The sequence below is a fragment of the Methylocapsa sp. S129 genome (genome assembly GCF_009765995.1).
GTDB lineage: Bacteria > Pseudomonadota > Alphaproteobacteria > Rhizobiales > Beijerinckiaceae > Roseiarcus.
In genome coordinates this window covers 15565-41756 of sequence record NZ_LMUI01000011.1, presented here as the reverse complement: position 1 = coordinate 41756, position 26192 = coordinate 15565, and the positions used below count along the sequence as shown (strand labels likewise).

The 26192-nt window shown below is 63.3% G+C and carries 21 protein-coding genes; 11 read left to right on the top strand and 10 right to left on the bottom strand.

Annotated elements, in window-relative coordinates:
- Nucleotides 1-108: 108 nt before the first annotated feature.
- Nucleotides 109-3600, top strand: coding sequence for a pyruvate carboxylase (pyc, locus tag GSQ90_RS02690; RefSeq protein ID WP_158813051.1), 3492 nt, complete (start codon nt 109-111; stop codon nt 3598-3600).
- A gap of 24 nt (nt 3601-3624) precedes the next feature.
- Here the strand turns inward: pyc and phaC are convergent, their stop codons facing one another.
- Complete coding sequence (gene phaC / locus GSQ90_RS02685; protein ID WP_158813049.1) at nt 3625-5685, bottom strand: class I poly(R)-hydroxyalkanoic acid synthase; 2061 nt, start codon at nt 5683-5685, stop codon at nt 3625-3627.
- A gap of 173 nt (nt 5686-5858) precedes the next feature.
- On the opposite strand from phaC, the gene GSQ90_RS02680 reads away from it, so the two are divergent.
- The 4 genes from GSQ90_RS02680 (at nt 5859) to GSQ90_RS02665 (ending at nt 8205) form a co-directional block, all read left to right on the top strand.
- Entirely contained in the window at nt 5859-6377 is a 519-nt protein-coding gene (locus tag GSQ90_RS02680; protein ID WP_158813047.1) for a hypothetical protein, read from the top strand.
- 130 nt (nt 6378-6507) lie between these two features.
- On the top strand, nt 6508-7725 hold the full coding sequence (locus GSQ90_RS02675) for an LL-diaminopimelate aminotransferase (protein WP_158813045.1): 1218 nt from the start codon (nt 6508-6510) through the stop codon (nt 7723-7725).
- Nucleotides 7722-7991, top strand: a complete 270-nt coding sequence (locus GSQ90_RS02670) for a type II toxin-antitoxin system RelE/ParE family toxin (protein ID WP_246731387.1) — start codon at nt 7722-7724, stop codon at nt 7989-7991. Before GSQ90_RS02675 ends, GSQ90_RS02670 begins: the two co-directional genes overlap by 4 nt.
- Before the next feature lies 1 nt (nt 7992).
- On the top strand, nt 7993-8205 hold the full coding sequence (locus GSQ90_RS02665) for a hypothetical protein (protein ID WP_158813041.1): 213 nt from the start codon (nt 7993-7995) through the stop codon (nt 8203-8205).
- Between the two features lie 60 nt (nt 8206-8265).
- On the opposite strand, the gene GSQ90_RS02660 is transcribed toward GSQ90_RS02665, so the two are convergent.
- Nucleotides 8266-8856, bottom strand: a complete 591-nt coding sequence (locus GSQ90_RS02660; RefSeq protein WP_158813039.1) for a Uma2 family endonuclease — start codon at nt 8854-8856, stop codon at nt 8266-8268.
- Between the two features lie 239 nt (nt 8857-9095).
- Between GSQ90_RS02660 and GSQ90_RS02655 the strand changes: the two genes are divergently transcribed.
- Entirely contained in the window at nt 9096-9941 is an 846-nt protein-coding gene (locus GSQ90_RS02655; RefSeq protein WP_158813037.1) for a class I SAM-dependent methyltransferase, read from the top strand.
- Between the two features lie 125 nt (nt 9942-10066).
- Here GSQ90_RS02655 and GSQ90_RS02650 read toward each other — a convergent pair whose 3' ends face one another.
- The 5 genes from GSQ90_RS02650 to GSQ90_RS02630 all read right to left on the bottom strand — a co-directional run bounded on the left by GSQ90_RS02650 (nt 10067) and on the right by GSQ90_RS02630 (nt 16417).
- The gene (locus GSQ90_RS02650; RefSeq protein WP_158813035.1) at nt 10067-11350 is read right to left on the bottom strand and encodes an O-antigen ligase; all 1284 of its coding nucleotides are present in this window, start codon (nt 11348-11350) and stop codon (nt 10067-10069) included.
- A 306-nt stretch (nt 11351-11656) separates the two neighbouring features.
- Entirely contained in the window at nt 11657-12739 is a 1083-nt protein-coding gene (locus GSQ90_RS02645) for a glycosyltransferase (RefSeq protein WP_210254805.1), read from the bottom strand.
- A 324-nt stretch (nt 12740-13063) separates the two neighbouring features.
- Nucleotides 13064-14593: an undecaprenyl-phosphate glucose phosphotransferase gene (locus GSQ90_RS02640; protein WP_158813032.1), complete on the bottom strand. Its 1530-nt coding sequence runs from the start codon at nt 14591-14593 to the stop codon at nt 13064-13066.
- Between the two features lie 8 nt (nt 14594-14601).
- Nucleotides 14602-15807 (bottom strand): glycosyltransferase family 4 protein, encoded by a 1206-nt coding sequence (locus GSQ90_RS02635; protein ID WP_158813031.1) that lies wholly within the window; start codon nt 15805-15807, stop codon nt 14602-14604.
- A gap of 49 nt (nt 15808-15856) precedes the next feature.
- Nucleotides 15857-16417 carry a polysaccharide biosynthesis/export family protein gene (locus GSQ90_RS02630; protein WP_158813030.1) on the bottom strand — a complete coding sequence of 187 codons (561 nt, stop codon included), beginning with the start codon at nt 16415-16417 and terminating at the stop codon, nt 15857-15859.
- Between the two features lie 157 nt (nt 16418-16574).
- Between GSQ90_RS02630 and GSQ90_RS02625 the strand changes: the two genes are divergently transcribed.
- Entirely contained in the window at nt 16575-18695 is a 2121-nt protein-coding gene (locus GSQ90_RS02625; protein WP_158813029.1) for an exopolysaccharide transport family protein, read from the top strand.
- Nucleotides 18696-18725: 30 nt separating this feature from the next.
- Here GSQ90_RS02625 and GSQ90_RS02620 read toward each other — a convergent pair whose 3' ends face one another.
- Nucleotides 18726-19979, bottom strand: a complete 1254-nt coding sequence (locus tag GSQ90_RS02620; protein WP_158813028.1) for a GNAT family N-acetyltransferase — start codon at nt 19977-19979, stop codon at nt 18726-18728.
- 145 nt (nt 19980-20124) lie between these two features.
- On the opposite strand from GSQ90_RS02620, the gene GSQ90_RS02615 reads away from it, so the two are divergent.
- On the top strand, nt 20125-21180 hold the full coding sequence (locus tag GSQ90_RS02615) for a polysaccharide deacetylase family protein (protein WP_158813027.1): 1056 nt from the start codon (nt 20125-20127) through the stop codon (nt 21178-21180).
- Between the two features lie 3 nt (nt 21181-21183).
- Here GSQ90_RS02615 and GSQ90_RS02610 read toward each other — a convergent pair whose 3' ends face one another.
- On the bottom strand, nt 21184-21399 hold the full coding sequence (locus GSQ90_RS02610) for a DUF2842 domain-containing protein (RefSeq protein WP_158813026.1): 216 nt from the start codon (nt 21397-21399) through the stop codon (nt 21184-21186).
- A gap of 104 nt (nt 21400-21503) precedes the next feature.
- On the opposite strand from GSQ90_RS02610, the gene GSQ90_RS02605 reads away from it, so the two are divergent.
- Complete coding sequence (locus GSQ90_RS02605; RefSeq protein ID WP_158813025.1) at nt 21504-22586, top strand: COX15/CtaA family protein; 1083 nt, start codon at nt 21504-21506, stop codon at nt 22584-22586.
- A 10-nt stretch (nt 22587-22596) separates the two neighbouring features.
- On the opposite strand, the gene GSQ90_RS02600 is transcribed toward GSQ90_RS02605, so the two are convergent.
- On the bottom strand, nt 22597-23877 hold the full coding sequence (locus GSQ90_RS02600) for an O-acetylhomoserine aminocarboxypropyltransferase (RefSeq protein ID WP_158813024.1): 1281 nt from the start codon (nt 23875-23877) through the stop codon (nt 22597-22599).
- Between the two features lie 123 nt (nt 23878-24000).
- Here GSQ90_RS02600 and aat point away from each other — a divergent pair, with 123 nt between their 5' ends.
- Entirely contained in the window at nt 24001-24660 is a 660-nt protein-coding gene (aat, locus tag GSQ90_RS02595) for a leucyl/phenylalanyl-tRNA--protein transferase (RefSeq protein WP_158813023.1), read from the top strand.
- 83 nt (nt 24661-24743) lie between these two features.
- Nucleotides 24744-26192, top strand: a complete 1449-nt coding sequence (locus GSQ90_RS02590) for a circularly permuted type 2 ATP-grasp protein (protein ID WP_158813022.1) — start codon at nt 24744-24746, stop codon at nt 26190-26192.

Genomic DNA, 26192 nt, shown 5'->3' with positions numbered 1-26192 from the left:
CGCACGCCAATTGAGCGCGCTTTGCCGGCTAAACCATGGCGCCGGATTTGCACCGTGAATGGAGCTGCCGCGACCTCGCGGGCCAGACCCGCAGGATAGGAAACCAGGATGACGACGGAGGCAACATCGGCGCCGATCAAGCGTCTTCTCGTCGCCAATCGCAGCGAGATCGCGATCCGTGTTTTTCGCGCGGCGTCGGAACTCGGCATCCGCACGATCGCGATTTACGCGGAAGAGGATAAGCTGTCGCTGCACCGGTTTAAGGCGGACGAGGCCTATCAGGTCGGGCGCGGCGCGGCGGGCGAACTGCATCTGGGGCCGCTGGAGGCCTATCTCTCGATTCCCGAAGTGATCCGCGTCGCGGTCGCGGCCAAAGCCGACGCGATCCACCCGGGCTATGGCTTTCTGTCGGAGAGTCCGGAATTCGCCGAAGCCTGCGCGGCGGCCGGCATCGTCTTCATCGGCCCCACGCCTCAGACGATGCGCACGCTCGGCAACAAGGTCGCCGCGCGCAATCTCGCGATCTCGGTCGGCGTGCCCGTCATGCCGGCGACCGGTCCGCTGCCCGACGACAGCAACGCGGTGAAACGCCTCGCCCTTGAGGTCGGCTATCCCGTCATGCTCAAGGCGTCCTGGGGCGGCGGCGGGCGCGGCATGCGCCCGATCGACGGCGAGGACAAGCTGCTCGACGCCGTGAGCGCCGGCAAGCGCGAAGCGAAGGCCGCTTTCGGCAAGGATGAGGTCTATCTGGAAAAGCTTGTCCAGCGCGCCCGGCATGTCGAAGTGCAATTGCTGGGCGATACGCATGGCGGCCTCGTTCATCTGTTCGAGCGCGACTGTTCGATCCAGCGGCGCAATCAGAAGGTGATCGAGCGTGCGCCCGCGCCTTATCTCGACGAGAAGACGCGCAAGGACCTGTGCGACGCGGCGCTCGCGATTGGCAAGGCGACCGATTATGTCGGCGCCGGCACCGTCGAATTCCTGATGGACGCCGATACCGGCGCCTTCTATTTCATTGAGGTCAATCCACGTATCCAGGTGGAGCACACCGTCACCGAACAGGTGACCGGGCTCGATATCGTCAAGGCGCAGATCAAGATCCTGCAGGGCGGGCGCCTCGGGCGCATTGAGGAGACCGGCATTCCGCCGCAGGATCAGATCAGGCTCAACGGCCATGCGCTGCAGTGCCGGATCACGACGGAAAATCCCGACAACAATTTCATCCCCGATTACGGGCGCATCACCGCCTATCGCGGCGCCTTCGGCTTTGGCATTCGCGTCGACGGCGGCACGGCCTATTCGGGCGCCGTCGTCACGCGCTTTTACGATCCCTTGCTCGAGAAAGTCACGGCCTGGGCGCCGTCTTCGGCGGAGGTCATCGCGCGGATGGATCGCGCGCTCAGGGAATATCGCATCCGCGGCGTCGCCACCAATCTGACGTTCCTTGAAGCGCTGCTGAACCACCCGAAATTCCGCGCCAACGAATATACGACGCGCTTCATCGACGAGACGCCGGAACTGTTCGCCGCCAAGAAGCGCCGAGACCGCGCGACGAAGCTGCTGACCTATGTCGCCGACGTCACCGTGAATGGCCATCCCGAAACGAGAGGGCGCGCCCGCCCGCCGGCGGGGGCGCGCAAGCCCGAGCCGCCGGTTTTCCCGACAGGGCAGGGCGACGTGGCGGAAGGCGCCAAGCAGTGGCTCGATCGGATCGGGCCGCAAAAATTCGCCGCCTGGATGAGCGAGGAGAAACGCGTGCTCGTCACCGACACGACGATGCGCGACGCGCACCAGTCGCTGATGGCGACGAGGATGCGCACGTACGACATCGCCGCGGCGGCGCAATCCTACGCCGTCGGCCTGCCGCAATTGCTTTCGCTCGAATGCTGGGGCGGCGCGACGTTCGACGTCGCCATGCGCTTCCTGACGGAAGACCCGTGGGAGCGTCTCGCGCTGGTGCGCGAGAAGGCGCCCAACATCCTGACGCAAATGCTGCTGCGCGGCGCCAATGGCGTCGGCTACACCAATTATCCCGACAATGTCGTGCGTCACTTCGTCAAGGAATCCGCCGACGCTGGCATGGATCTGTTCCGCATTTTCGACTGCCTGAACTGGGTCGAGAATATGCGCGTCGCGATCGACGCGGTCTGCGAGACGGGCAAGCTCGCCGAGGGCGCGATCTGCTACACCGGCGATATCTTCGATCCCGATCGCGCCAAATATTCCCTGAAATATTATGTCGGCCTCGCCAAGGAGGTGGAGAAGGCGGGTTGCCATATCCTCGGCCTGAAGGACATGGCGGGTCTGCTCAAGCCCGCCGCGGCGCGCGCTTTGGTCAAGGCGTTGAAGGAGGAGGTCGGATTGCCCATCCATCTCCACACCCATGACACTTCCGGCATTTCAGCGGCGAGCGTGTTGGCCGCGGTCGAAGTCGGCGTCGATGCGATCGACGCGGCGATGGATTCGATGTCGGGCGCGACGTCGCAGCCTTGCCTTGGCTCGCTTGTCGAAGCGCTGCGGCATACCGAACGCGACACCGGTCTCGATCCGGAAGCGATCCGCCAGATCAGCGCCTATTGGGAGGGCGTGCGCACGCAATATGCCGCCTTCGACAACGACGTGAAATCGGGCGCCTCGGAAGTCTATCTTCATGAGATGCCGGGCGGCCAGTTCACCAATCTCAAGGAACAGGCGCGCTCTCTGGGCCTCGACGGGCGCTGGCGCGAAGTCGCCAAGGCCTATCGCGCGGTCAACGATATGTTTGGCGACATCGTCAAAGTCACGCCGTCGTCCAAAGTGGTCGGCGATATGGCGCTGATGATGGTGGTGCAGGGGCTGACGCCGGACGACGTTCTCGATCCCGATCGCGAGATCGCGTTTCCCGGCTCCGTCGTCGAAATGCTGCGCGGCGACCTCGGTCAGCCGCCCGGCGGCTGGCCGGAGGCTTTGCAAAAGAAGGCGCTGAAGGGCGAGACGCCGTCGACGGCGCGTCCTGGCTCGCTGCTCGGCGACGCCGATCTTGCGGCGCAGTCGGCGGAGGCGGAAAAGCGCCTGGGCCGGCACATCGACGGGCAGGATCTCGCCTCCTATCTGCTTTACCCCAAGGTCTCTACGGATTTTGCGGCGGCCGAGCGCAAATACGGGCCCGTCTCCGTCCTGCCGACGCCGATCTATTTCTACGGCATGCAGGTCGGCGACGAGACAAATTTCGCCATCGAAAAAGGCAAGGCGCTCGTGGTGCGCCTGCAGGCGGTCGGCGAGACGGACGAAGAGGGCCAGGTCCGCGTCTTCTTCGAACTCAACGGCCAGCCGCGCGTCGTCAAAGTGCCCAATCGCGCCGCCACCGCGAAACTGCCGGCGCGCCGCAAAGCCGAGGAGGGCAACGATTCCCATGTGGCGGCGCCGATGCCCGGCGCGATCTCGACGATCTCCGTGAAATCAGGCCAGCAGGTCAAGGCGGGCGACGTGCTGCTGACGATGGAGGCGATGAAGATGGAGACCGCGCTTCATGCGCCGCTCGATGGCGTCGTGAGCCAGATATTGATCTCGCCGGGCCAGCCGGTCGACGCGAAAGATTTGTTAATCGTCATGGCGTCCTGACGAACGCGCGAAATCCTGGCGCGTTCAAACCTTCACTTTCACATAATCGCCCGGCGCGTCGCCAAGCGCCTTCAGCTTGCCTTCGCCTGGCTGCCTCGCGGGAACCTGTTCCGGCGCCTGTTCGGCAATCCATGCCGCCCAATCCGGCCACCAACTGCCGGGATATTCGACCGCGTCCTTGAGCCACGTGGCGAACTCGCCCCGCGCCGGGCCGCCGGTCCAATATTGGTATTTGGGCTTGCTCGGCGGGTTCACGACGCCGGCGATATGACCCGAGCCCGCCATCACGTAGCGCACCGGACCGCCGAAATATTGCGCGCCGACGAAGACCGATTTGGCCGGCGCGATATGATCCTCGCGCGCGGCCAGTTCGTAGATCGGGATCGTCACCTTCGACAGGTCGAGCGTCTTGCCGCCCACCTCCATGCGCCCGCGCGTCAGATTATTGTCGAGATAGCAATTGCGCAGATAGAACGAATGGTTGGCGGCGGGCATGCGCGTCGCATCGGAATTCCACACCAGGAGGTCGAAGGGCATCGGCTCTTTGCCCTTGAGGTAATTGTTGACGAAATAGGACCAGATCAGTTCGTTGGGCCGCAGCATGTTGAAAGCGCCCGCCATCTGCGCGCCGTCGAGATAGCCCTTGGCGGACATTTTCTCTTCGACCGATTTGAGCTGCTCGTTGTCGACGAAAACCTTCAGATCGCCCGCGTCGGAAAAATCGACCTGCGTCGCAAACAAGGTCGCGCTGGCGATGCGCTTGTCGCCGGTCTGGGCCATATAGGCGAGCGCGACGGAAAGCAGCGTGCCGCCGACGCAATAGCCGATCGTGGCCGCCTCGCGTTCGCCGGTCGCCTGTTCGATCGCGTCGAGGGCCGTGAAAATCCCCTCGCGCATATAGGCGTCAAAGCCCTTTTGCGCATGCCGCTCGTCGGGATTGACCCATGAGATGACGAAGACGGTCAGACCTTGCGCGACGGCCCAGCGAATGAACGATTTTTCCGGATTGAGATCGAGAACGTAGAATTTGTTGATCCACGGTGGCACGATCAACAGGGGGCGCTTATAGACGCGCGCCGTCGAGGGCGCATATTGGATCAGCTCCATCAACTCGTTGCGGAAGACGACTTTGCCAGGCGTCGCCGCCATGTTCTCGCCCAGCGTGAACTTGCTGGAATCGGTCTGGCGAATGCGCAGATTGCCGTGCCCGGCTTCGATGTCCTCCGCCATCATATGCATGCCGCGCACCAGATTCTCGCCGTTTTCCGCGAGGGTCGCGCGCATTAGTTCGGGGCTGGTGGCGATGAAATTGGAAGGCGACAGCGCGCCCGACAATTGGCGGAGGTAAAACTGCGCCTTGTCGCGCGTGCGCGGATCGAGCTCGTCGGCCTTTTTGACGAGATCGCCCGCCCAGCGCGTCGTCATCACATAGGCCTGGGCGAGAAAGTCGAAATAGGGATTGGTCCGCCATTCCGGGTCGGCGAAGCGTTTGTCGTTCGCCTCGGGCGCGGCGACTGGGCGGGCCTGCTCGCCATTCAACCGATGGAGCGTCGCCGCCCAGAGCGCCATGAATTGCGTGGAGAGAGCGGCCTGCGCCTGGAAGGCGCGCTGCGGGTCGGAATAATAATGTTCGGCGACCTTGCCCAGCGTCGCGACCGCATCCGACATGTCGTCGCTGAAGGTCGATTTGATCTCGCCGGACTCGCGCGGCGCCAGAAAAGCGGCGGCGACCTTGCCGCCTTCCTCGATGAGGCGCGCGACATTGCGCGACAGCGCCTCGATATTGGGCAACGGCAGGGCGCCGCCGGCGCCAGGGGACGGCGGGGGCGGGGCGGGCGCGGCGGCGAGCGGCGGCGGCGCAGACGGCTCCGCGACGAATCCGGTCTTTGCGGCGGGCGATTCGGGCGCCGCGACCTTGGCGGCTGCCTCGCGCCTCTCCGGCGCGGCTTTTTTGCCCGAAGTCGGTGTCTTGGCGGGCGGGGAGGCGGAGCCGGCGGCCCGCCCAGGCCGCGATGGCGTTTTGGCTGTCGAGGGCTGACGCGCCGGGCGTCGCCTGCGCGGGCGGTCTGGCGGATCGCTGGCCATCAATCTTCCCCGGGGCTTTGTCTGCGCGGCGCCGCTAAGGGCTGTCCTGTTTCAGACATAATAGGACGATATTGCCAAAACAGGCTATTTATTAGCGTGATATTCGCGAAGTTTCGCGATAGTCCGCCAAATGCGCTTTTGCGGCGCGCCTCCTTGGAGACAGGTCTCTGTTCATGTTGATGTGTCGCGAGCGTGACCGCGCCAAAACAGCGCTGACGGCGGCCCTTGTGGTTTTGGCGTTCGCCTTTCTGGGCGTTGGCGCGCGCGCCGACGACAGCGCGCCGGCCGCGCCGCCGCCCGACGAGGGAATCGTCCGAAATGTCGCCAAGAAGATCGAGACGATTAGCGCGTCCAAGATTCCCGTCACTCGGACGATCGCCAAGAAGATCGGCATGGCCACTGATCCCGGCGAACCGCAGGATTTTGTCGTCAAGTCGCGGCCCGCGGGCGAGGAAGACTATATCCCGGTCGGTCGAAAAGAATTTGAGCATACGATCAAGGTCAAGACCCCGGCGGAGCTCAAAGCCATTGAGGCCGACTTCGATGCGGTGAAGGTGCGCCACGACGCCCTCCGCTCCAATTTTGCTCCGGCCCGGAAAGCGGTCGCAGACGCGGAGGCGGCCAAGGCCGCTAAGGCGGAAAAGAAAAAGAAGCCGCCGGTCGCGCCGCCGGCCGCCGCCAGCCCCCAATAGATCGGCCGGCGCCCAATAATCCAGTTTGCCGCTTTCCCCATGCAAATAGGCGTTCAATAGCTCGAAAATGTTATATCAAGGCCGATCGCCGAGGTTTGGCGTCGGCAAGGGATGAGAGGGATTGTTTGAAATGAGCGACTTCCACCGCGTGCGGCGTTTGCCGCCCTATGTCTTCGAGCAGGTCAACAAGCTCAAGGCCAAGGCTCGCGCGGCAGGCGCCGACATCGTCGATCTTGGCATGGGCAATCCCGATTTGCCGGCGCCCAAACATGTGCTCGACAAGCTGATCGAGACGGTGGGCAAGCCGCGCACGGATCGCTATTCCGCCTCCAAGGGCATTCCCGGCCTGCGCCGCGCGCAAGCCTCCTATTACGCACGCCGCTTTGGCGTGAAGCTCAATCCGGAAACGCAGGTCGTTGCGACGCTCGGGTCGAAGGAGGGCTTCGCCAATATGGCCCAGGCGATCACCGCGCCCGGCGATGTTGTGCTGGTTCCCAACCCGTCCTATCCGATCCACGCCTTCGGCTTTCTGATGGCGGGCGGCGTGATCCGCTCGATCCCGGCCGACCCGACGCCCGATTTCTTCGTGGCGATGGAGCGCGCCCTTGTCCATTCGATCCCCAAGCCGATCGCGGTGGTGGTCTGCTATCCCTCCAATCCGACCGCGATGGTCGCTTCGCTCGATTTTTACAAAGACCTCGTGATCTTCGCCAAGAAGCATGAGATTTTCGTTCTGTCGGATCTGGCCTATTCCGAGGTCTATTTCGACGACGATCCGCCGCCCTCGCTGCTGCAGGCGCCGGGCGCCTTCGACGTCGCAGTCGAGTTCACCTCGATGTCGAAGACATTTTCGATGGCGGGCTGGCGGATGGGTTTTGCGGTCGGCAACGAGCGGCTTCTGGCGGCGCTGGCTCGCGTGAAATCCTATCTCGATTACGGCGCCTACACGCCGATCCAGGTCGCGGCGGCCGCCGCGCTCAATGGGCCCGACGATTGCATCAAGGAGATGCGCGCGATCTACAAGCGCCGCCGCGACGCCATGGTCGAGAGTTTCGCGCAAGCGGGCTGGGTGATCGACTCGCCGCGCGCGTCCATGTTCGCCTGGACGCCGGTGCCGGAGAAATTCCGCCATCTCGGCAGCCTCGAATTTTCCAAACTGCTGATCGAAAAGGCGGAGGTGGCGGTGGCGCCCGGCATCGGCTTTGGCGAACATGGCGACGATTACGTGCGCCTCGCGCTCGTCGAAAACGAACAGCGCATCCGCCAGGCCGCGCGCGGCGTGCGGCGCTTCTTCGAGACAGCCGATGCGACGCTGCACAATGTCGTGCAATTGAAGAAGCCGGCGTGAGCGCAGCCAGGACGATTGTCTTGGCGCCGGAAGCGGCGCGGGAGTTCGACGCGTTGGATTCGATGGTGCGGCAGAGGGTCGAGAAGGCGCTTGATCAACTTGCTCTCGACCCGATGGCCCTGAAAAATCAGATCAAGCGGTTAAAGGGCGATTCGGCGATGCGCCTGCGGGTCGGAGACTGGCGTATCATATTTGATGTCCGTTCTGCCGAGATCACCGTTTTGGCCATCGCCCATCGACGAGAAGTTTATCGATCGGAGTCGTGAGATGAATAAGGCCGTTCAGATCATCGTAACCCCTTCAGGCGAGCGGCTGGCCGTGCTGCCCGAGGAGGATTATCTCCTGCTTTTGGCCGCTAGCGAAGATGACGAAGGTGATGCGGAGCCCGAATTCCTGGAGGAATTGCAGCGCCGTCGCCAGAAGATTGCTGAAAAGGGAGGGCTCGTCCCGTTCAATGCGCTACGCCGGACGCCCGGGTGAGTGGGCGCATACGGCGCGGTACAGGCCCCAAGGCATCGCTGGAGCAATTTTCATCCACCGTCACTCGATCTCAAGTTCATCGAGCTGCAATGCAAAAGCCGCCGGCGCAACCAGCGGGACGAGCCGGTCGGCCGCGCTGAAATCGAGGGTCTCGCCGTAACCCTTGTCGGAAGGCGCCCTGAAAATCCGTGCGCTGAGCTTGACTGCGTCAACGACCCAGAGTTCGCGCACGCCAAAGCTCGCATAGAGCGCCGCCTTGCGGCCCATGTCATAGCGAAGCGACGAGTCGGCGATTTCAACGACCAGCAAAGCGGCCGGCCCTGAAAGGCGCCTAAGGCCTTCGGCGCGGCGATAAATGACGACGTCGGGTTCCAGATAGGTGTCGTCGGAGAGCCGAAATGTTGTTTCGGGGGCGAGGTTGCAATCGTCGGGCGCCGCCCGATACCAGCGGCGGAGCAAGGCGACTTTGACGACCTCATGCTGATTTCCCTTGGGCGACATTGGCACAAGCTCCCCGCCGATCAGCTCGATCCGCTCGTCTTCCTCCATCACGCCGGCCGCGACCATCGCCTCGACCTCGGCCACCGTGAAACGACGACGCGGCAGGCCCTCGGCGGCGCGGGTGACGCGAGATGGCGCCGATACATTCATGATCGCGCTCCCTGGTGGCGGCGCGGCGGCCGCGGACGACATTAACCTATCATACCATGTCGACGGGGGCTCGTCCCCGGCGACAAGAGATGAAGGCGGCGCGCCTTTCATGCAGCGCAGCGACGAGTTGATTGTGGCGGCGGGCGAGGCCGTCGGCGCGCAGGTAAGGTTAAAAATAGGTTACGATTGCGTCTCCAGATGTAATCATCAAGGCTCGTCGTTCGATGGGAGTGCGAACGATGGATTATGCGACGCAATGGGCCCGCCCGTTCGTGGGCGAAGTTTCCGAACGTGAATTGAGGGTGGAACAGCGTCTGAGCCAGGCGCCGTTTCTCGCCGAGCCGTTGCGCCGGCTCGGTTACGATTGCTCCGAGGGCTGGGCCTGGGACAATTATCGTCCGGCCGTCCTGGCGTTCGCGCAGGCCTGCCGTCAGAGCGGGCGCCATAGCGAGGGAAGGGTGCGCCTGCTCGAAATCGGCGGCGGTCGCGGCCCGCTTCTGACGCCGGCCGAAGCGACGGCCGCCGGAATCGACCTGACCGTCAACGATATCGACGCGCGCGAATTATCGCTGGCGCCGGCCGAATTCAACAAGGCGCAGTTCGATGTCGCGGGCGACATCGACCCCTCTTGGGCGGGACGCTTCGATCTCATCATTTCGCGCATGGTGTTCGAGCATGTGCGCAATGCGCCGCGCGCCTGGGCCAATATGCATAGCTTGCTCGCGCCCGGCGGCGTCGCGCTCGCCTTTCATCCGACGCTCTACGCGCCGCCCTTCGTTGTCAACTGGCTGCTGCCCGAGACGCTGACAGCGCGCATCCTGCGCCTGTTCTTCCGCCATCGCCATGACGGCGGTTACCCGAAATTTCCCGCGCGTTATGAAATGTGCTTCACCGAACCGTCGAAGGTCGAGCCGATCCTGGCCGAATGCGGCTTTTCGCAGATTCTGATCGCGCCGTTTTGGCGGCATGGCTATTTCCGCCACATTCCCTTGCTGCGCGAGGCGGACGCGGCTTTGCAGCATCTGGCGGAAAAGAACGATTGGCGCGCGCTGACGACCTACGCCTATACGCTGGCCCGCCGGTGATGGGCTAGGGACCGCGGGAATGAACGCGCCTACCTGAGGGTGACTCGACGTCTGAGCGGTCGTCCGTCTGTGGCCAAGAGTTGACGCTGTGCGCCGTCCATCTGAAAAGAAGGGCGGCTATGCGGTTATGGTTTGCGTCCATACGCCGGCGCTGGTCGCATGATCGCCGCCTTTTGCCGCTGCAAATAGCTTTGCGAAGCGGCGGCGAGGCCGAACGTTGCGCCCATCAGCAAAAAAAGGTGGCGCCAATGGTCGGTGTCGATCTGGAAGCCTTGCAACATCTGAATGAACAGACAGGACCAGACTGCAATGGCCTCCGTTTGGAACGGCGTTTTCTGAAGGACCAGGCGCCAGCCAATATACACCGTGGCGACTGTGAGAGCCGCAAAGAACAGACCTCCGATCCATCCGTAGGAGGCGAAGGCGTTGATATAGACGTCATGCGGATCGGTTCCCTGGAAGTGATTGCGGTATTGGAGCGGACCGAATCCGAACGGCAAATCCAGCAACATCGGCAGCGAGCGCAACTGATCGCCAAAACGCCCGGTTTCGCCGACATCGTAGTACTGGTTCAACGACGCGCGTATTTCGAAAACATCTCGAATGGATGGGATCGATAGGGCGATCGCGAGGAGTATCAGCACGGCGACCGCACCCAGGATCGATAGTGCAACGATACGTTGGCGCAGCGCGGGCGAGCGAGTGGTGAAAAACGTCAGGCCGATCATCAGCGCCGTCGAACCCGCCCACACGCCCCACGAGCCGCGCGAAAAGCTGAGCAGCAGCGCCGTCAGTATTACAAGAATCGGAACGATCGCGCGCAGCATTCGCCCGCGTTTGAGCATGATGTCCTGCGTCAGCCAGACAAGCGGCGGCACAAGGAACGAGCCGAGCACGTTCGGATCCTTGAACGTCCCGGCGGCGCGTTCATTGAGTGTAAAATGCTCGGCCATGCCGCCGATGTCGAAATAGCCAACGATCCCAGCGCAACTGGCGATGCAACCGGCCATGATATAGCCCGAACGGATCGTTCCCATGCTTTCCAGGGGGCTTTTGGCGATGAGCGCGGCGAAGAATACAGCCGTGATCGAGATATAGACGGAGATCGCGATGAAGATGACGCTATCGCGATCGTCGAGGAACGGAATCAGCGCCAGGACACCGCCGACGTTGAACAATGCAAGTCCAAAGATCAAAGGGATCAGGGTGCGGTCGAACCGCAGCCCGCGAACGGCGAACGCCGGCAAAGCAATCAAGAACATGATCTCGTAAGGCGATGGCTCGATGCTCGCGAATGCGCCGCAAGCGACGAATAGCCACAGCACGCCTCGCAGCGCGCCGGAGATCGAAAGCCTGAGGGGCGCGTTACGCGCCGCGCCGCTTTTGGGGGGAAGCGCGACATCGCTCATAGCGGTCCGACGGGCGCTGTTGTGTTTGATAGGGGACAAGGAGTCATGGTCGACCTCGTCATGTCGCCGGCCGGCATGCGGCGTTGGCACGGACCGCGCGCGGCCAATGTTCGGCAGATTGGCGGACGAGGGATGACGTTTGCGGCCCTCATGGCTCGGCCTTTCGCGGATCGGGAGCGATGACGGCTCGGGCCGCTCATTTTAGCTCTCGATAATTCCACGCGTAGCGTTAAGAGACCGTCAACGCCGCGGGGCGTCCAGGGTGCGGCGCCCAAGGCCCAAGCTGCTCGGGATTTCGCCGTGACTTCAGAGGCGCTGCACGTCGCCGCGCGCTTTGAAAGTGTCGTAGATATCGAGATGGGCAATCGCTGCTTCATCCCACAAACCGGTCAAAGAGACTCCCACGGCGTCCTCCTTGTGGGCGATAGCTGCAATGATGGCGTCGGCGAAGGTTTCCGCTGACGCGTTCACTGGGCAAAGGACGGTCGCCGGATTGCCGATCTTGGTTTTCAGCGATGGGGAGAGATCGAATTCGGCCTGATCCTCGGGGACGGTCGAGACCAACGGAATGGCGAGTTGGCTAACGGCCTGGAAACTGCCTCGGCGCACGCTGACGCCATCGGTGAAGGGCAGCAGAAACACGTCCGCCGCGGCAAGAGTCGCCATGAGCTCGTCCTCCGCGTCGATGCGGCCCCGGAAATCGAGCCACTCCACGACGCCAAGCTGACTGGCTAAGGCGAAAAAGGCCTCCCGGTCCTTCGGCTTGTCCCAGAGGAAATCGCCGCAAACCAACAGCCGCGCCTTAATGCCGCGATCCTGTAGCTCCCGAACGACACGCAAGAGCATGTCCGGTCGCTTGCTCGCATAGAGAACGCCGAAATAGCCGATGACGATCTCGGCCTGCGCTGCTCCAATGCCCCGGGTCTTGGTTCGTTCCTGCGCAACGCGGTCTGGATCGATGCGGGACGGCAATATATTCGGCCCGATCGGGATGACGCGTGTGGCCTGTTTTTTTGCGCGTCCGACCAGCGGCGTCCCTAAAAACGAAGCGCGCTGCTTCGGTGAGACGAAGACGAAGCCGTCTGACGCCAGAAGATCGGGGATCATCGAGAGATAGCGCAACTGGTTAAGCGAGGTCCATTCATGTAGAGTGATGATGATGCGCCCCTTTCGGGTCGCGGCCCGGGCCGCCATCAGCGCCGATCCCGGCAAGAGACTATTGCCCCAGCCTTCGATGGGAAGCTGAAAATGCACGATCGATCCACGCCGCAGAACCTCGACGATCGCCCCGACAAAGGCGACGGGACGCGTCGGTTCGATCGTCTCCACGGCGGCGAAGCCTGGTCTGTGCGCGTTGATCGCGTCGCACAGCCGCCGCGAATAATCCATCACGGCGCATGTAACCGTCCGGGCCGAGCCAAAAATTGTGACAGATGACTTCGCAGAGTAGAGAGCTTGATGCATGCTCGAATGTTCCTGAAACCATAAGTCTTGCTCAATCAACTATGCCCAAGCATTTGCTAATCCTGCGTTTACTTGTTGAATGATGAAGGCGAGCGTGGCTTTCATGGGATGCGCCGCGCTCGGTCGCGGCCATTTCAGGCGGCGCCTTCGCGAAAATTACTATTCAAGGCGAGCATGCGTTGTCGCTGCTCGCCATGTCATAAGATGGTTGGAGGTCGCCCTTCGCGCCGCCAGATGATCTTCCGCTGTTCAGAACGCGTTCTTGGTCTTGATCAGCGAGAGCGGCGTCATCGCAAGAATGTAGAGATCGAACAGGATCGACCAGTTCTCGATGTAATAGAGATCGTGCTCGACGCGCTGCTGGATTTTTTCCTGCGTGTCGGTTTCGCCGCGCCAACCGTTGACCTGCGCCCAGCCTGTAATGCCGGGACGCACGCGATGGCGGGCAAAATAACCGTCGACGACCTCGTCATATTGTCGGTCGGCGGCCTTGGCATGCACGGCGTGCGGGCGCGGCCCGACTAGCGACAGATTGCCCTTGAACACGACATTGAGCAATTGCGGCAGTTCGTCGAGCGACGTCTTGCGAATGAACCGGCCCACCCGCGTCACGCGCGCATCGTTGCGCGTCACCAGTTTGGCCGCCGTCGCATCGGTTTTGTCGGCGTACATCGACCGGAATTTGTACACCTCGACCAGTTCATTGTTGAACCCGTAACGCCGCTGACGGAATAAAACGGGGCCGGGCGAATCCAGCTTGACCGCGATCGCAGTCGCCAGAAGAACGGGCGAGAGCGCGATAAGCGCGAGCGCGCCGACGATCTTGTCGAAGGCCAGCTTGATGACGACGTCCCAATCGGCGATTGGCTTGTCGAAAAGATCGAGAACCGGAACCTGGCCGACATAGGAATAGGAGCGCGGGCGAAAGCGCAGACGATTGGCGTGGGCGGCGAGGCGAATGTCGATCGGCAGCACCCATAATTTGCGCAGCATCTGCAGGATGCGTTGCTCGGCGGTGATCGGCAGCGCGAAGATCACGAGATCGATGCGCGTGTGGCGGGCGAACTCGACGAGATCGTCGACATTGCCGAGTTTGGGAAATCCCTCGACCGTCAGGGGTGAGCGGTCGTCGTTGCGGTCGTCGAAAACGCCCAGCATGCTGATCTCAGGACTCTTGGCCGCGCCAAAATCGCGCAGCAATTCGTGGCCGAACTCGCCTCCGCCGACAACCACGGCGCGCCGCGCCAGGCGTCCGCTCCTGGCCATGCCCGCCGTGATGCGCGCCAGAAGCGCGCGCTCCATCGCAAGCATGGCGACGCCAGTGAGAAACCAACTGGCGATCCAGACGCGCGACACCATTCCATCGAGCTTGAGAAAGAACAGCGCCGCGAACACGACGAGAAAGACGAACGCCCAGCCGCCCGCAAGCCGGAGAACCTGCCGCAACGGTTGGTGGAACGCCGCCAGATTATAGGTCTGCAAGACCTGGAACACGAGGATCGACATAATCGCGACCGTCGGCGTCATGATAAAATAGCCTGGCTGATAGCCGACAGCGGCGGCGACGTAGAATTGATAAATCAGCGCTCCCGTCACCAGGACCAAGACGAATTCCGCGGCTCGAACCAATCCCGCCAGGACGATCGGCGAATAAGCGGCCCTGGCCGGCTCAGCCGCCAATCTGTTCAATAATTCGACCTTGGCGGTGTCGCGGCGCGCGACGTCCACCGGCGCTGGGGCTTCCAGGCGTTGCATGTCTCGTGCTGAAAAGGCGGCCATGATTTCTCTCAGGCGTTCGAAGGCATGTTGGAGAGTCTGGCTCTGGGCCGGTCGGGCGCGCGCCGCGCCATCGCCTCGCCATAGCCCTCCATGACGGAATCGACCATTGTGCGGATCGAGAAGTGTTTTTCGACATAGGCGGCGAGTTCGGCGAGTTGGCGCTCGAGCTCGACCTTGGGAAGGCGCATGGTCGCCAGCATCCGCGCGCAAAGGTCCGCCGCATTGTCGCTCGGGCCCAGGCGATCACGATAGGGACCGAATATTTCCGGGATTCCTCCGACATCCGTCGAGACCAGCGGCACGCGCGCCGCGGCCGCCTCGAGCACGACATAGGGTAGCGATTCGGCCCGCGAGGGCACGACCATGATCCGCCCGAGTTTGAAGGCTTCCCGCACGGCCATGGGTCCTGGAAACGACAGGCGGTGCGCGATGCCAAGTCTCTGTGCGTGGGCGAGCAGGACTTCCTTGTCCGGCCCCGAGCCGACCAGCACCGCGCGCGGGATCGCGCCGAGTTTCGATCCCGCGAGCGCGATCGCGTCGAGCAATGTGTCGATGCCTTTGGCGGCGCGCAATTCGCCGACATAAAGAAAATCGGCGGCGTCGGAATCGGGCGCCACAGGCACGAATTCGGCGCAACTGATGCCGTTGGCGACAATCCGTCTTATGCCGGTCTTCGAGCCGACGAATGCGTCGAAGCGGCCGGCGATATAGGCGCTTTCAAACAGGAACACGTCGGTCGACAGGGTCATGAGCTTTTCGGTCGCCATATAGGCGCGGTGCATCAGGCTGCCTGGCTGATAATTGAAGCTGCCGCCATGCGGCGTGTAGGCGCGCACAGGACCGGCCGCCGGCTGCAGCAATCCGGGCGACCGGGCGTAAAGGCCGCCTTTCGAACCATGGCCATGGACGATGTGCGGCTTGACCTCGTCAATTTTCTTCATGAAGCGCGCGATGGCGATCGCGTCGCTGGGATGCGGATTGCGACGAATGGGACAGCCGGATGCGCCCAGGCTCAATCCGCCCGATATGCGCGCCAGGGCGGCGGCGACATGGTCGCCCTTTGATTGACTGTCGAAGAACAGCCCGACGTCATGACCGCGAGCGACCTGCTCGTTGGCCAAGTCGATGACATGACGAAACAATCCCCCCAGCGGCGCCCGGAACACATGGAGAATACGTAATTTATGGGCTTGGGCGTTTTGCTCCGCGTTCATCCTTCAGGACTCCACTCAATCAGCGCGAGTCCCTGAATAGTCCGATAACCTAAAAGAAACGTTCCCGAACCTTGATCGTATCGCCCGGCCGCACCGGAAATGTGATCGGCGCCGCGAATGTGACCGCGCGTCCGTTAACGATGCGCGTGACGTCGACATCGCTCTGCGATCCGCGCGGGGTGTAGCCGCCGGCGACCGCCACCGCGTTTTGGACAGTCATTCCGTTGATGAACGGATATTGGCCCGCTGTCGTCACTTCGCCCAACACGAAGAAAGGCCTGTACGCCTCGACCTCGATCGACACTCGCGGCTCGCGAATGAACCCATTGCGCAGGCGCTCTTCGACGACGCGCTCGAGATCGGTCGTCGTGAGGCCATTCGCCCTAACGATGCCGATCAAAGGCATGGATATGTTGCCGGCGCCGTCGACCGAGAAGGAGTTCGACAGGTTTTCCTGGCCAAACACGATAATGCGCACACGATCGCCGCTCGCCAGCAGATAGGGCGCATTGAACTGGGCGCGCAGCAGATCCGAGGGATATTGCGGCCCCGCGCAAGCCGCCATCAAGCCGCTCGTTAGCAGGACGATCGCGATGGAGCATTTCCGCATTTGATTGGCCGCGTCAGGAATTCGAACTGAGCCTTGTTTGTAGCGGCGCATGGTTAACGAAAAGCCAACGATGGCGTGCGGCGCTCTTAACCGACCAGCAACCTTAATCGCGCATAAACTCGCGGGGGCGTTGCGTTCGCTTGGCGGGAGTCGATTGATGGAAGGGGACTGGATGAAAGAGGACGGCGCCGGTCAGCCGCGCGACGGCGCTATTGACATGCCGCAACTCTTTCGCGCCATCGCCCGCCGCAAATGGTGGATTATCCTTCCGACGCTGGCGGCTTTTGGGCTGGCGCTCGCTGTCGTGGCTCTGCTCCCCGCCCGCTATACCGGCGTCGCCAAGGTTCTTCTTGAAAATCAGGAGAGCTATTACACTCGACCCGATAAGGCTGGCGCGGAACAGATCCCGGCGCTCGATCCGGAAGCGGTGCAAAGCCAGGCCGAAACGATCACGTCGCCGGACCTGGCGCGCCAGGCGATCGCCAAGCTCGATCTCGTCAACCGTCCCGAGTTCAACAAGACTGTTTCGACCAGCCCGTTGTCGCTGATATTATCGACGGTGGGCTTGGCGGGTTCGGCTGCGGGTCAGGCGGGCGAGGAGCGCATCGTCGAGGCTTTCCTCTCTCGCCTCACGGCGTTTCCTGTTGCGAGGACGCGCGTGTTGCAAATCGAATTTGTCAGCCAGGATCCGGAGCTGGCGGCGCGCGGCGCCAATGTCGTCGCGCAGCTCTTTCTCGAAGCGCAGGAAAGCGCCAAGAAGAATTCGGCCAAGGCCGCCAGCGCATGGCTCGCCTCCAAAATTGACGAATTGCGCGGCAAGGTCGCCGAAACGGACGCAAAGGTCGAAAATTACCGCGCGCAATCGGGACTGCTCGCCGGCAGCAATAATATGACGGTGCCGGGGCAGCAACTGGTGGACATGAATACGCAATTGTCGGCCGCCCGCACCGCGCAATCGGAAGCTTTGGCCAAGGCGCAGATGATGCGTTCGCTGCTGCGCGATGGCCGGTTGATGGATGCGCCCGAATTCGCCAAGGATGAATCGCTGCGCCGCTATGGCGAACAGCGCGTCGCTCTCAAGGCGCAGATCGCCCAGGAATCGCGAACGCTGCTGCCCGGCCATCCCCGCATGAAGGAACTGGCGGCGCAGCTTGAGGGCCTCGACGCAGAAATACGCATTGCGGTCGACAAGGCCGCCCGCGGATTGGAGAATGACGCGCGCCTCGCCGCTGCGCAGGTGAACAGCCTCAACGCGGCGCTGGCGGCGCAGTCCAAGACTGTCGCCACCGGCAATGTCGACGAGGTTCAATTGCGCGCGCTGGAGCTCGATGCGCATGCCGCCCGCGACCAGCTTGAATCCTACGTGCAGAAATATCGCGAAGCGATCGCCCGCGACGCCGACAACGCATCGCCCGCCGACGCGCGCGTCATTTCGGTCGCCAGCGCGCCGCGCAGCCCGACCTTCCCCAAGAAGATCGAGACCCTCGCGCTGGGAACGTTGGCCGGACTTCTTCTCTCGACCGGGATCGTCGTTTCCCAGGCGCTTTTGACGCCGGACTCGGACGTCGCCCGCGTCGCGGATCTCCCCCTTGCGGCGCGCCGCCGCGAGGATGAGGAGGCGTCCGACCGCGATCTGGAGCGCGATCCGGGGAATGACGAGCCCCTTGCGCCGGACGCCTTGCACGGCGACTTCGCGTCGGTCGAAGCGGTGGTCGCTCATCTCCGGGCGATCGCCGAGCCCGGCGTCGCCCTGCTGACGCTGATCGCGGGAGAAGGATCGAGCGGGAGCCTGCCGACGTCGCTCGCGGTCGCACGCAATCTGAGCCGGCATGGGCGCGCGATTCTCGTGGACCTCGGCGAGACCCAGGATTGGTTCGCCGACGCTTTCTATCGGGATGCGGAGGTCGACCGTGGTCCGCTCGGCATGAGCGAATTGATGGCGGGCGAGGCTTCTTTCGCCGAGGTCATGCACCGCGATCTGTCGTCCGACCTCGATGTCATCCCCGCCGGCCCCGGCGACATCTCAAGCGACGGTCTCGACGAGGTCCTGAACGCGCTTGTCGCGTCTTACGCATTCGTCGTGATCCATGCGTCGGATTGGCGTTCCGATCTGGCGCTGGCGGCGATGGAGCATGTGCACAAGGCGGTTGTGGTCGCGTCGGCGTCGCGGTTGCACAGCGCGCTTCCTCATGTGCGAGAGGCGATGGGCGGCGCGGCCGGCGACGTCCTCGGCTTTGTTCCCGCCAGCGACCGCCCGCAAGTCGACAGAGCCGCCTGAGGCGGCGCGGCGCCTTTGCAGCGAGCAGCGTCAGAGATCGTGGCGCTGGGGCTGGGCCGCTCGCCCAGACAGAAGAAAGGCGCGGCGACGCAGGCGGTCGGCGAGCCTCCAGGCCCAGGGCGTGTGCTTGATCCAGCGCTTGATCCGCTGCTGCAGCAGCGCGGCTGCGCCAGCGGCAAAGCCGACGGGCGTGACGGCGACGGCCGCGTCGAACAAGGGTTCGTCGGTCTCGCAATTGGCGTCCTTGTAGCGCGCCTCGCCAACGCCGAGGTCAAAAGTCGCAAAGCCGCGCGCGCTCAGATCGCGGATGATTTCGAGGATCAGCAATTGGCCGGGGCTGCATCGCGATATCTCGGGGTCCGCGTCATAGGAAATGAACATGCCGCAGAAACGGTCGCCTTGTGCGCCGCCGCCGAAGGTCGCGACGATGCGTTCGCCGCTCATCAGCGCATGAAGTTCGAGGACCTGCGCCCCTTCAGCCATATCCCTCGTCGCTGCGATGTCAAAAAACCGAGCCGTATGCGGCTCCTGATAGGGGTTCGCCAGGCCAACGGCGCGCGTATGCGCTTGCTTCTGGCTGAAGAACGCGGCGAGGATGGCGCGAGCGCGCGCCTCATCTTGCGCGATAACGTGCGAAACGCCTCCGATCTCATTGAGGCGCTTAGTTTTTTTGCGCAATTTCTTTTGCGCCTCTTTCGAGTGATGGTCTCTCAGCCAGCCGTTGAAATCCTTGGTGAGGGCGCTTTTGTGCCCAAAGCTTGGACTGAGCTGCCGCGGCAGGACGGCCATCGGATTGGCGGCGCCCTGCCAGGAAACGGGCTGGTTGGTCAGCCAGAACACATCGACATGCGGACGGGTCATGCGCGCCGCACGGCGCAACAAATCGACGATCGCCTCGCGCCCGACATCGATGTCTGCGCGAAACAATCCCATCTTGAAATTGGCGTCCGCGCCGCCGAGAAATTCGGCGACCCAGACGGGGCCGCGCCGCGAGCGGCCCAAGGGCAGAATCGCGCTCACGCGGCCCGCCGCGTCGCGCGCGACGACAATCATCGGCGCGATCGCGCGGGCGCGGCCGGTTGTCTGCTGCCACGCCTCGACAAAGCCATAGCGCTGATAGGGCGACGCCAGCGCCAGTCTTTCCATCTCCATCCAGGGCGCGCGCGCGCTGTCCAGATCGTCGAAGACTTCACAATGGGCGAAGGGCGCGGGCGCTCCGGCGCTGTCGCGCGCCGCGGCGAACGCCATCGAATCTGTCGCGAGGCGAGGCGCGTGGTTCAACATATTTCCCTTTTCCAGCGTAGGGACTTTTATGTCCGAAAACCGTCAAGGCTTTGTTGACGGCGCCCGCGGCGGCGATTCCGAGAGCGTCTGACCGAGCGTAAGCACTTGGCAATCTTGCTCTGCTAAGCGAGGCTGCGGAGCGCCTATGGGTTTGAAAGACAGGATCATCGGGGCCGGTTTTACCGCCTTTCGCCTCACCGGGCTGCACCGGCTCGCCGCCGCGGCGACGCAAGGGCAGGGCGCCGTGCTGATGCTGCACAATGTCCGCCCCTGGCGGCCGCCGACGCCGGGCTTTACGCCCAATCGGCTGCTTGAGATCACGCCGGAATTCCTCGACGCGACGCTTGGACTCGTCAAGCGGATGGGTTTCGATCTTGTCACGCTGGATGAGGCCTTGAACCGGCTCGCCCAGGGCGGCGCCCGGCCGTTTGTCGCGCTCACTTTCGACGACGGCTATCGCGACACCGTGGATTTTGCGCTGCCCATCCTGGAGCGCCATCAAGCGCCGTTCACGGTCTATGTCGCGACGGGTTTCGCCGACCGAACCGCCGGCATGTGGTGGCTCGAACTTGAGGAAGCCTTGCGCACGGCCGAAAGCGTCGAAATCGCCGATAGCGATCTGTCGCTCGCCATGCCGACGCGCACGCCACAGGAGAAGTCCGAGGCCTTCGCCCGGATCTATTGGGCGTTGCGCGCCAGCTCCGAAGAGCGGTTGCTGCGGATCGTCGGGGCGCTGGCTGCGCGAAACGGCGTCGACGGCGCCGCGATCGTCTCGGCTCTGTGCATGGATTGGACCGGGATCGCCGCGCTCGCCCGGCACCCGCTAGCGACGATCGGCGCCCATACGATCAGCCACAAAATGCTTGCCAAATGGCCTGATGACGTCGTGCGGGCCGAAATGCTGGGCTCGAAAGAGCGGATCGAGGAGAAGCTCGGCCAGACCGTTCGTCATTTTGCCTATCCCGTCGGCGATCCGACCAGCGCTGGCCAGCGCGAATTCGCTTTGGCGCGCGAATTCGGTTTCGCCAGCGCCGTGACGACGCGGCCCGGCATGATTTTCCCGGGCCATGGAGATCATCTGACCGCGCTGCCGCGCGTTTCCGTCAACGGCAATTGGCAGGATATCGGCTATTTCGAGGTGCTGCTGTCGGGCGCGCCCTTCGCGCTTTGGAACCGGGGGCGGCGGGTCAATGCGGCGTGAGGCTCAGGCCTGACGGTCGGGCCGCTCCATCCATTTGATGAGCGGCATCAGCGGCAAGGTCCAAGCGAGACCCAGAATGACATAGCCGAGGCTCTGGACGAGAGCGGGCGCCTCCTGCAGCGGTCGCGCCTGGGCGAGCGCCATGGCGATCAACGCATAAAAACACACAAAAACGAGCATGACGGCGCCGCCGATGAATTTGCGGGAGCGACGGGTCATGGGCTTCTCCAAAGACTGCGGCGCCAAGTCATTTGTGGCGGACGACAGGGGCGTTTATGTCTCGGGGCGGCTGGCGTTTCAAGCGCGCCGTTTTGGAGTATTGCATGTCCGCCATGGAAAGCCTCGCCGCGCCGATCGCCGAAGCCACGTTGGCGCGCCCGAAAATGCGCGACGTCCGGATTTGGCTGTTCGCCGTCGCCGCGCTGGTGTTTGCGATGGTTCTGGTCGGCGGAGCGACAAGGCTGACCGAATCCGGCCTTTCGATCACGCAATGGAAGCCGGTGACCGGAGTCGTGCCGCCTCTGGGCGAGGCCGAATGGCAGGCGGAATTTGCGCGCTACAAGCAGATTCCCCAATATTCCCAGCTCAATCCCGACATGGATCTCGATGGATTCAAAACCATTTTCTATTGGGAATGGAGCCATCGACTGCTGGCGCGCATTATCGGCCTCGCCTTTATCTTGCCGCTGCTTTGGTTCTGGCGCCGCGGTCAGCTTGCCGGCGCGCTCGGGCGGCAGGTTCTCGTCGCGACGGGCCTGCTGGCTCTCGAGCCGATCGTCGGCTGGTGGATGGTCGCCTCCGGTCTCAGCGAACGCGTCGAAGTGTCGCAATATCGGCTGACGCTCCATCTCTTGATCGGGACGGCGACTTTTGGCGCGCTGCTCTGGGCGGCGGTCGGCCTGCGTCAGCGCCCGCGTGCGGCGGCGAGCCGGCGCTTTGCCGCCTTGAGTGGCTTGATCGCCATTCTTGTCTTCTGTCAGATCGGCTTCGGCGCGCTGGTCGCCGGCCTGCGCGCCGGGCTCATCTACAACACCTGGCCGCTGATGGACGGCAGGCTGATCCCCGAGGGACTGTTCAATCTGTCGCCGTGGTGGCGCAATCTGTTTGAAGACGTGACGACAGTGCAGTTCCAGCACCGGCTGCTCGCCTATGTCGTCGTTGCGCTCGCGCTATGGCAGGCTTTCGCCGTCGCGCGGGCGGCGCCGGGGACGGCATTGGCGCGCCGCGCCGCGGCGGTTGGCGCTCTCGCGCTGTCGCAGGCCGCGCTCGGGGTGCTCGCGCTGCTGCTGGTTGTGCCGATCTGGGCGGGGCTGCTGCACCAGGCTTTCGCAATGCTGCTGTTCGGCATGGCGGTGGTGAATTGGAAGGCGACGGGCGATGAGGCCCACGCCCGGCAGCAATCGTGATCGGGATACTCTACCCCGCCAGCGCCTCATCCAGATCCGCGATCAAATCCGCCACATCCTCGATCCCTATCGACAGCCGCACCACGTCCGGCCCCGCGCCCGCCGCCGTCTTCTGCGCGTCGCTGAGCTGGCGATGCGTTGTCGACGCGGGGTGGATGACCAGCGAACGCGTGTCGCCGATATTGGCCAGATGCGAGAACAATTTCAGGTTGCGCACCAATGAAATACCCGCGTCATAGCCGCCCTTGACGCCGAAAGTGAAGACGCCGCCGGCGCCCTTCGGGCAGTATTTCTGCGCCAGCGCGTGATAGCGATTGCCCGCCAGGCCCGCGTAGGAAACCCAGCCGACCTTTTCGTGCTTTTCCAGATGCTGCGCGACCGCGAGCGTATTGTCGCAATGGCGCTGCATGCGCAAAGACAGCGTCTCGATGCCGGTCAGGATCAGGAACGAATTGAACGGCGAGATCGCCGGCCCGAGATCGCGCAGGCCCAGCACCCGGCAGGCGATGGCGAAGGCGAAATTGCCGAAAGTCTCGGCCAGCACCATGCCGTTATATTCGGGCCGCGGCGCCGACAGCATGGGATAGCGCTTGTCGCCGGCCCAGTTGAACGAGCCGCCGTCGACGATCACGCCGCCCATCGAATTGCCGTGGCCGCCCAGATATTTGGTCGCCGAATGAATGACGATGTCGGCGCCATGCTCGATCGGGCGCGTCAGCCAGGGCGTGGCGAGCGTGTTGTCGACGATGAAGGGCACATTGGCGCCCTTGGCGATCGCCGCGATCGCGTCGAGGTCAGTGACGACGCCGCCAGGGTTGGCGATCGACTCGACGAAAATAGCCTTGGTTTTTTCGGTGATGGCGGCCTGAAACGAAGCGGGATCGTCGGGATTGGCCCATTTCACCTGCCAGCCGAAGCTCTTAAAGGCGTGGTTGAACTGATTGATCGAACCGCCGTAAAGCTTTGTCGAAGCAACGAATTCGTCGCCCGGCTGCATGAGGGCGTGGAAAACGATCGCCTGCGCCGCATGGCCCGAGGCGACGGCGAGCGCCGCCGGTCCGCCCTCCAACGCCGCCACGCGCTCCTCCAGCACGGCTGTCGTCGGGTTGGTGATCCTCGTATAGATATTGCCGAACGCCTGCAGGCCGAACAGCGAGGCGGCATGGTCGACGTCGTCGAAAACGAAGGCGGTGGTTTGATAGATCGGCGTCGCCCTGGCCCCCGTCGTCGGGTCGGGCCGCGCGCCGGCATGGATCGAAAGGGTCGAAAACCCCGGCTCCTGGTCGCTCATATCGTCCTCCCTGCTGATAGGCGCCATGGTCGCAGATTGGGCGGAACGGGGAAAGGCAAACTTTGCGCGCGCGCGAGCGCCGCGCCGCTTGACCCGGCTGGAATCGCGCCGCACCATCGCGCGATGTCGCGCCCCGCCCAATCCTTCGAAATCACAGCCGATATTCTGCTGCGGGCCTATTCGATCGGCTTGTTTCCGATGGCCGAGAGCAGCGATTCCTCGACCCTGTTCTGGGTCGACCCTAAGGAGCGCGGCATATTTCCGCTCGACGGCCTCATCCTCTCCAGGAGCCTCGTCAAGACCCTGCGTTCGGATCGTTTCGAGATTCGCGCCGACGGCCATTTCGATACGGTCGTCATCGCCTGCGCGAGCCGCGAGAAAACCTGGATCAACGCCGAAATCCGCCGCCTGTATCGGGAGCTTTTCGAGGCTGGACGCGCCCATTCGATTGAGGTCTTTCAAGATGGCGCGCTGGTTGGCGGCCTCTATGGCGTATCGCTCGGCGCGGCGTTTTTTGGCGAGAGCATGTTCCATCTGGCGCGCGACGCCTCGAAGGTCGCGCTCGCCCATCTGATCGCGCGTCTGCGCCTTGGCGGCTACCGCCTGCTCGACACCCAATTCGTTACGCCGCACCTGGCCAGCCTCGGCGCCGTCGAGGTCGACAGGGAAGCCTACTTGCAAATGCTCGGACAAGCGCTCAGCATTGACGCCGATTTCACTGCATGGCCGGTCTCGCATCCGATGAGCGGGCGCGAGGTTCTGGCCCATCTAGGGCGATGCTGATGGAAGACGAGGACCGCTTGCGTCGTGACGGTATGGCTTTTGCTAGTCTTAGCTTGGTTTTGGTCGCCATCGGGGGGTCATGAATGCCGGCGCCGCTCTTCTTTGATGAAATGGGCCTCGAAAAGAAGGACGTGCGGCCGCTTTACCGGCATATTGAGCAATGGCTCGAGGATACGCCAGCCGATGTGCTGGCGGCGCGCCGCGCGCAGGCCGAATATATGTTTCGCCGGATCGGCATCACTTTCGGCGTCTATGGCGACAAGGACGCCGCCGAGCGCCTCATTCCCTTCGACATCATTCCGCGTCTGATCTCGCGCGCCGAATGGACCCGGCTGGAGGCCGGCCTCGTCCAGCGCGTCAATGCGCTCAACCTCTTCCTGCGCGACGTCTACGGACCGCGCGCGATCCTGAAAGAGGGCCTGATCCCGCCCGAACTCATCTTGCGCAATCCCTATTACCGGCCCGAAATGATCGGGCGGCGCGCGCCCCACGACATCTGGGTGCATATTGCGGGCATCGACATCGTGCGCGTCGACGGCGATGCGTTTTACGTGCTCGAGGACAATGCGCGCACGCCGTCCGGCGTTTCCTACATGCTGGAAAATCGCGAAGTGACGATGCGCCTGATGCCCGATCTCTTCGCCCAGCACCGCGTCGCGCCAGTCGAGGATTACCCTGACGCGCTTTTGTCGTGCCTGCGCTCGGTGGCGCCCCGCGCCGGCTATGGGGAAGCCGTCATCGTGCTGCTGACCCCCGGGCCCTTCAATTCGGCCTATTACGAACATTCCTTTCTCGCCGACAAACTGGGCGTCGAACTTGTCGAGGGCCGCGATCTGTTCGTCGCCGAAGAGGTCGTCTATATGCGCACGACGCGGGGTCCGCAGCGTGTCGACGTCATCTATCGGCGCGTCGATGACGACTTCCTCGATCCGCTGGTGTTCAATCCGGGCTCGATGCTCGGCGTGCCTGGCCTGATGGGCGCCTATTTGGCAGGCAATGTGACCATTGCCAATGCAGTGGGCACCGGCGTCGCCGACGACAAGGCGCTTTACAGTTATGTGCCTGATATCATCCGTTTTTATCTGGGGGAGGACCCGCTGCTGCAGAACGTGCCGACATTCCGCTGCCGCGAGCCGGCGGCGCTTTCCCATGTGCTGGACAATCTGAGCAATCTGGTGGTCAAGGAGGTCAATGGCTCGGGCGGCTACGGGATGCTGGTGGGCCCGCACGCCAGCGCCGCCCAGCGCGAAATCTTCGCCGCCAAGCTGAAGGCCGATCCCGCCAATTTCATCGCCCAGCCGACATTGGCGCTGTCGACATGCCCCGCTTCGTTCGACAGCGGCGTGTCGCCCCGCCATGTGGATTTGCGCCCCTTCGCCTTGTCGGGGACCAATGGCGTGAAGATCGTGCCGGGCGGCCTGACCCGCGTCGCATTGACGGAAGGATCGCTGGTGGTCAATTCCAGCCAGGGCGGCGGCACCAAAGACACCTGGATCGTCGATATTGACGCCGGCGTTGGCGGGAGCGCCTGA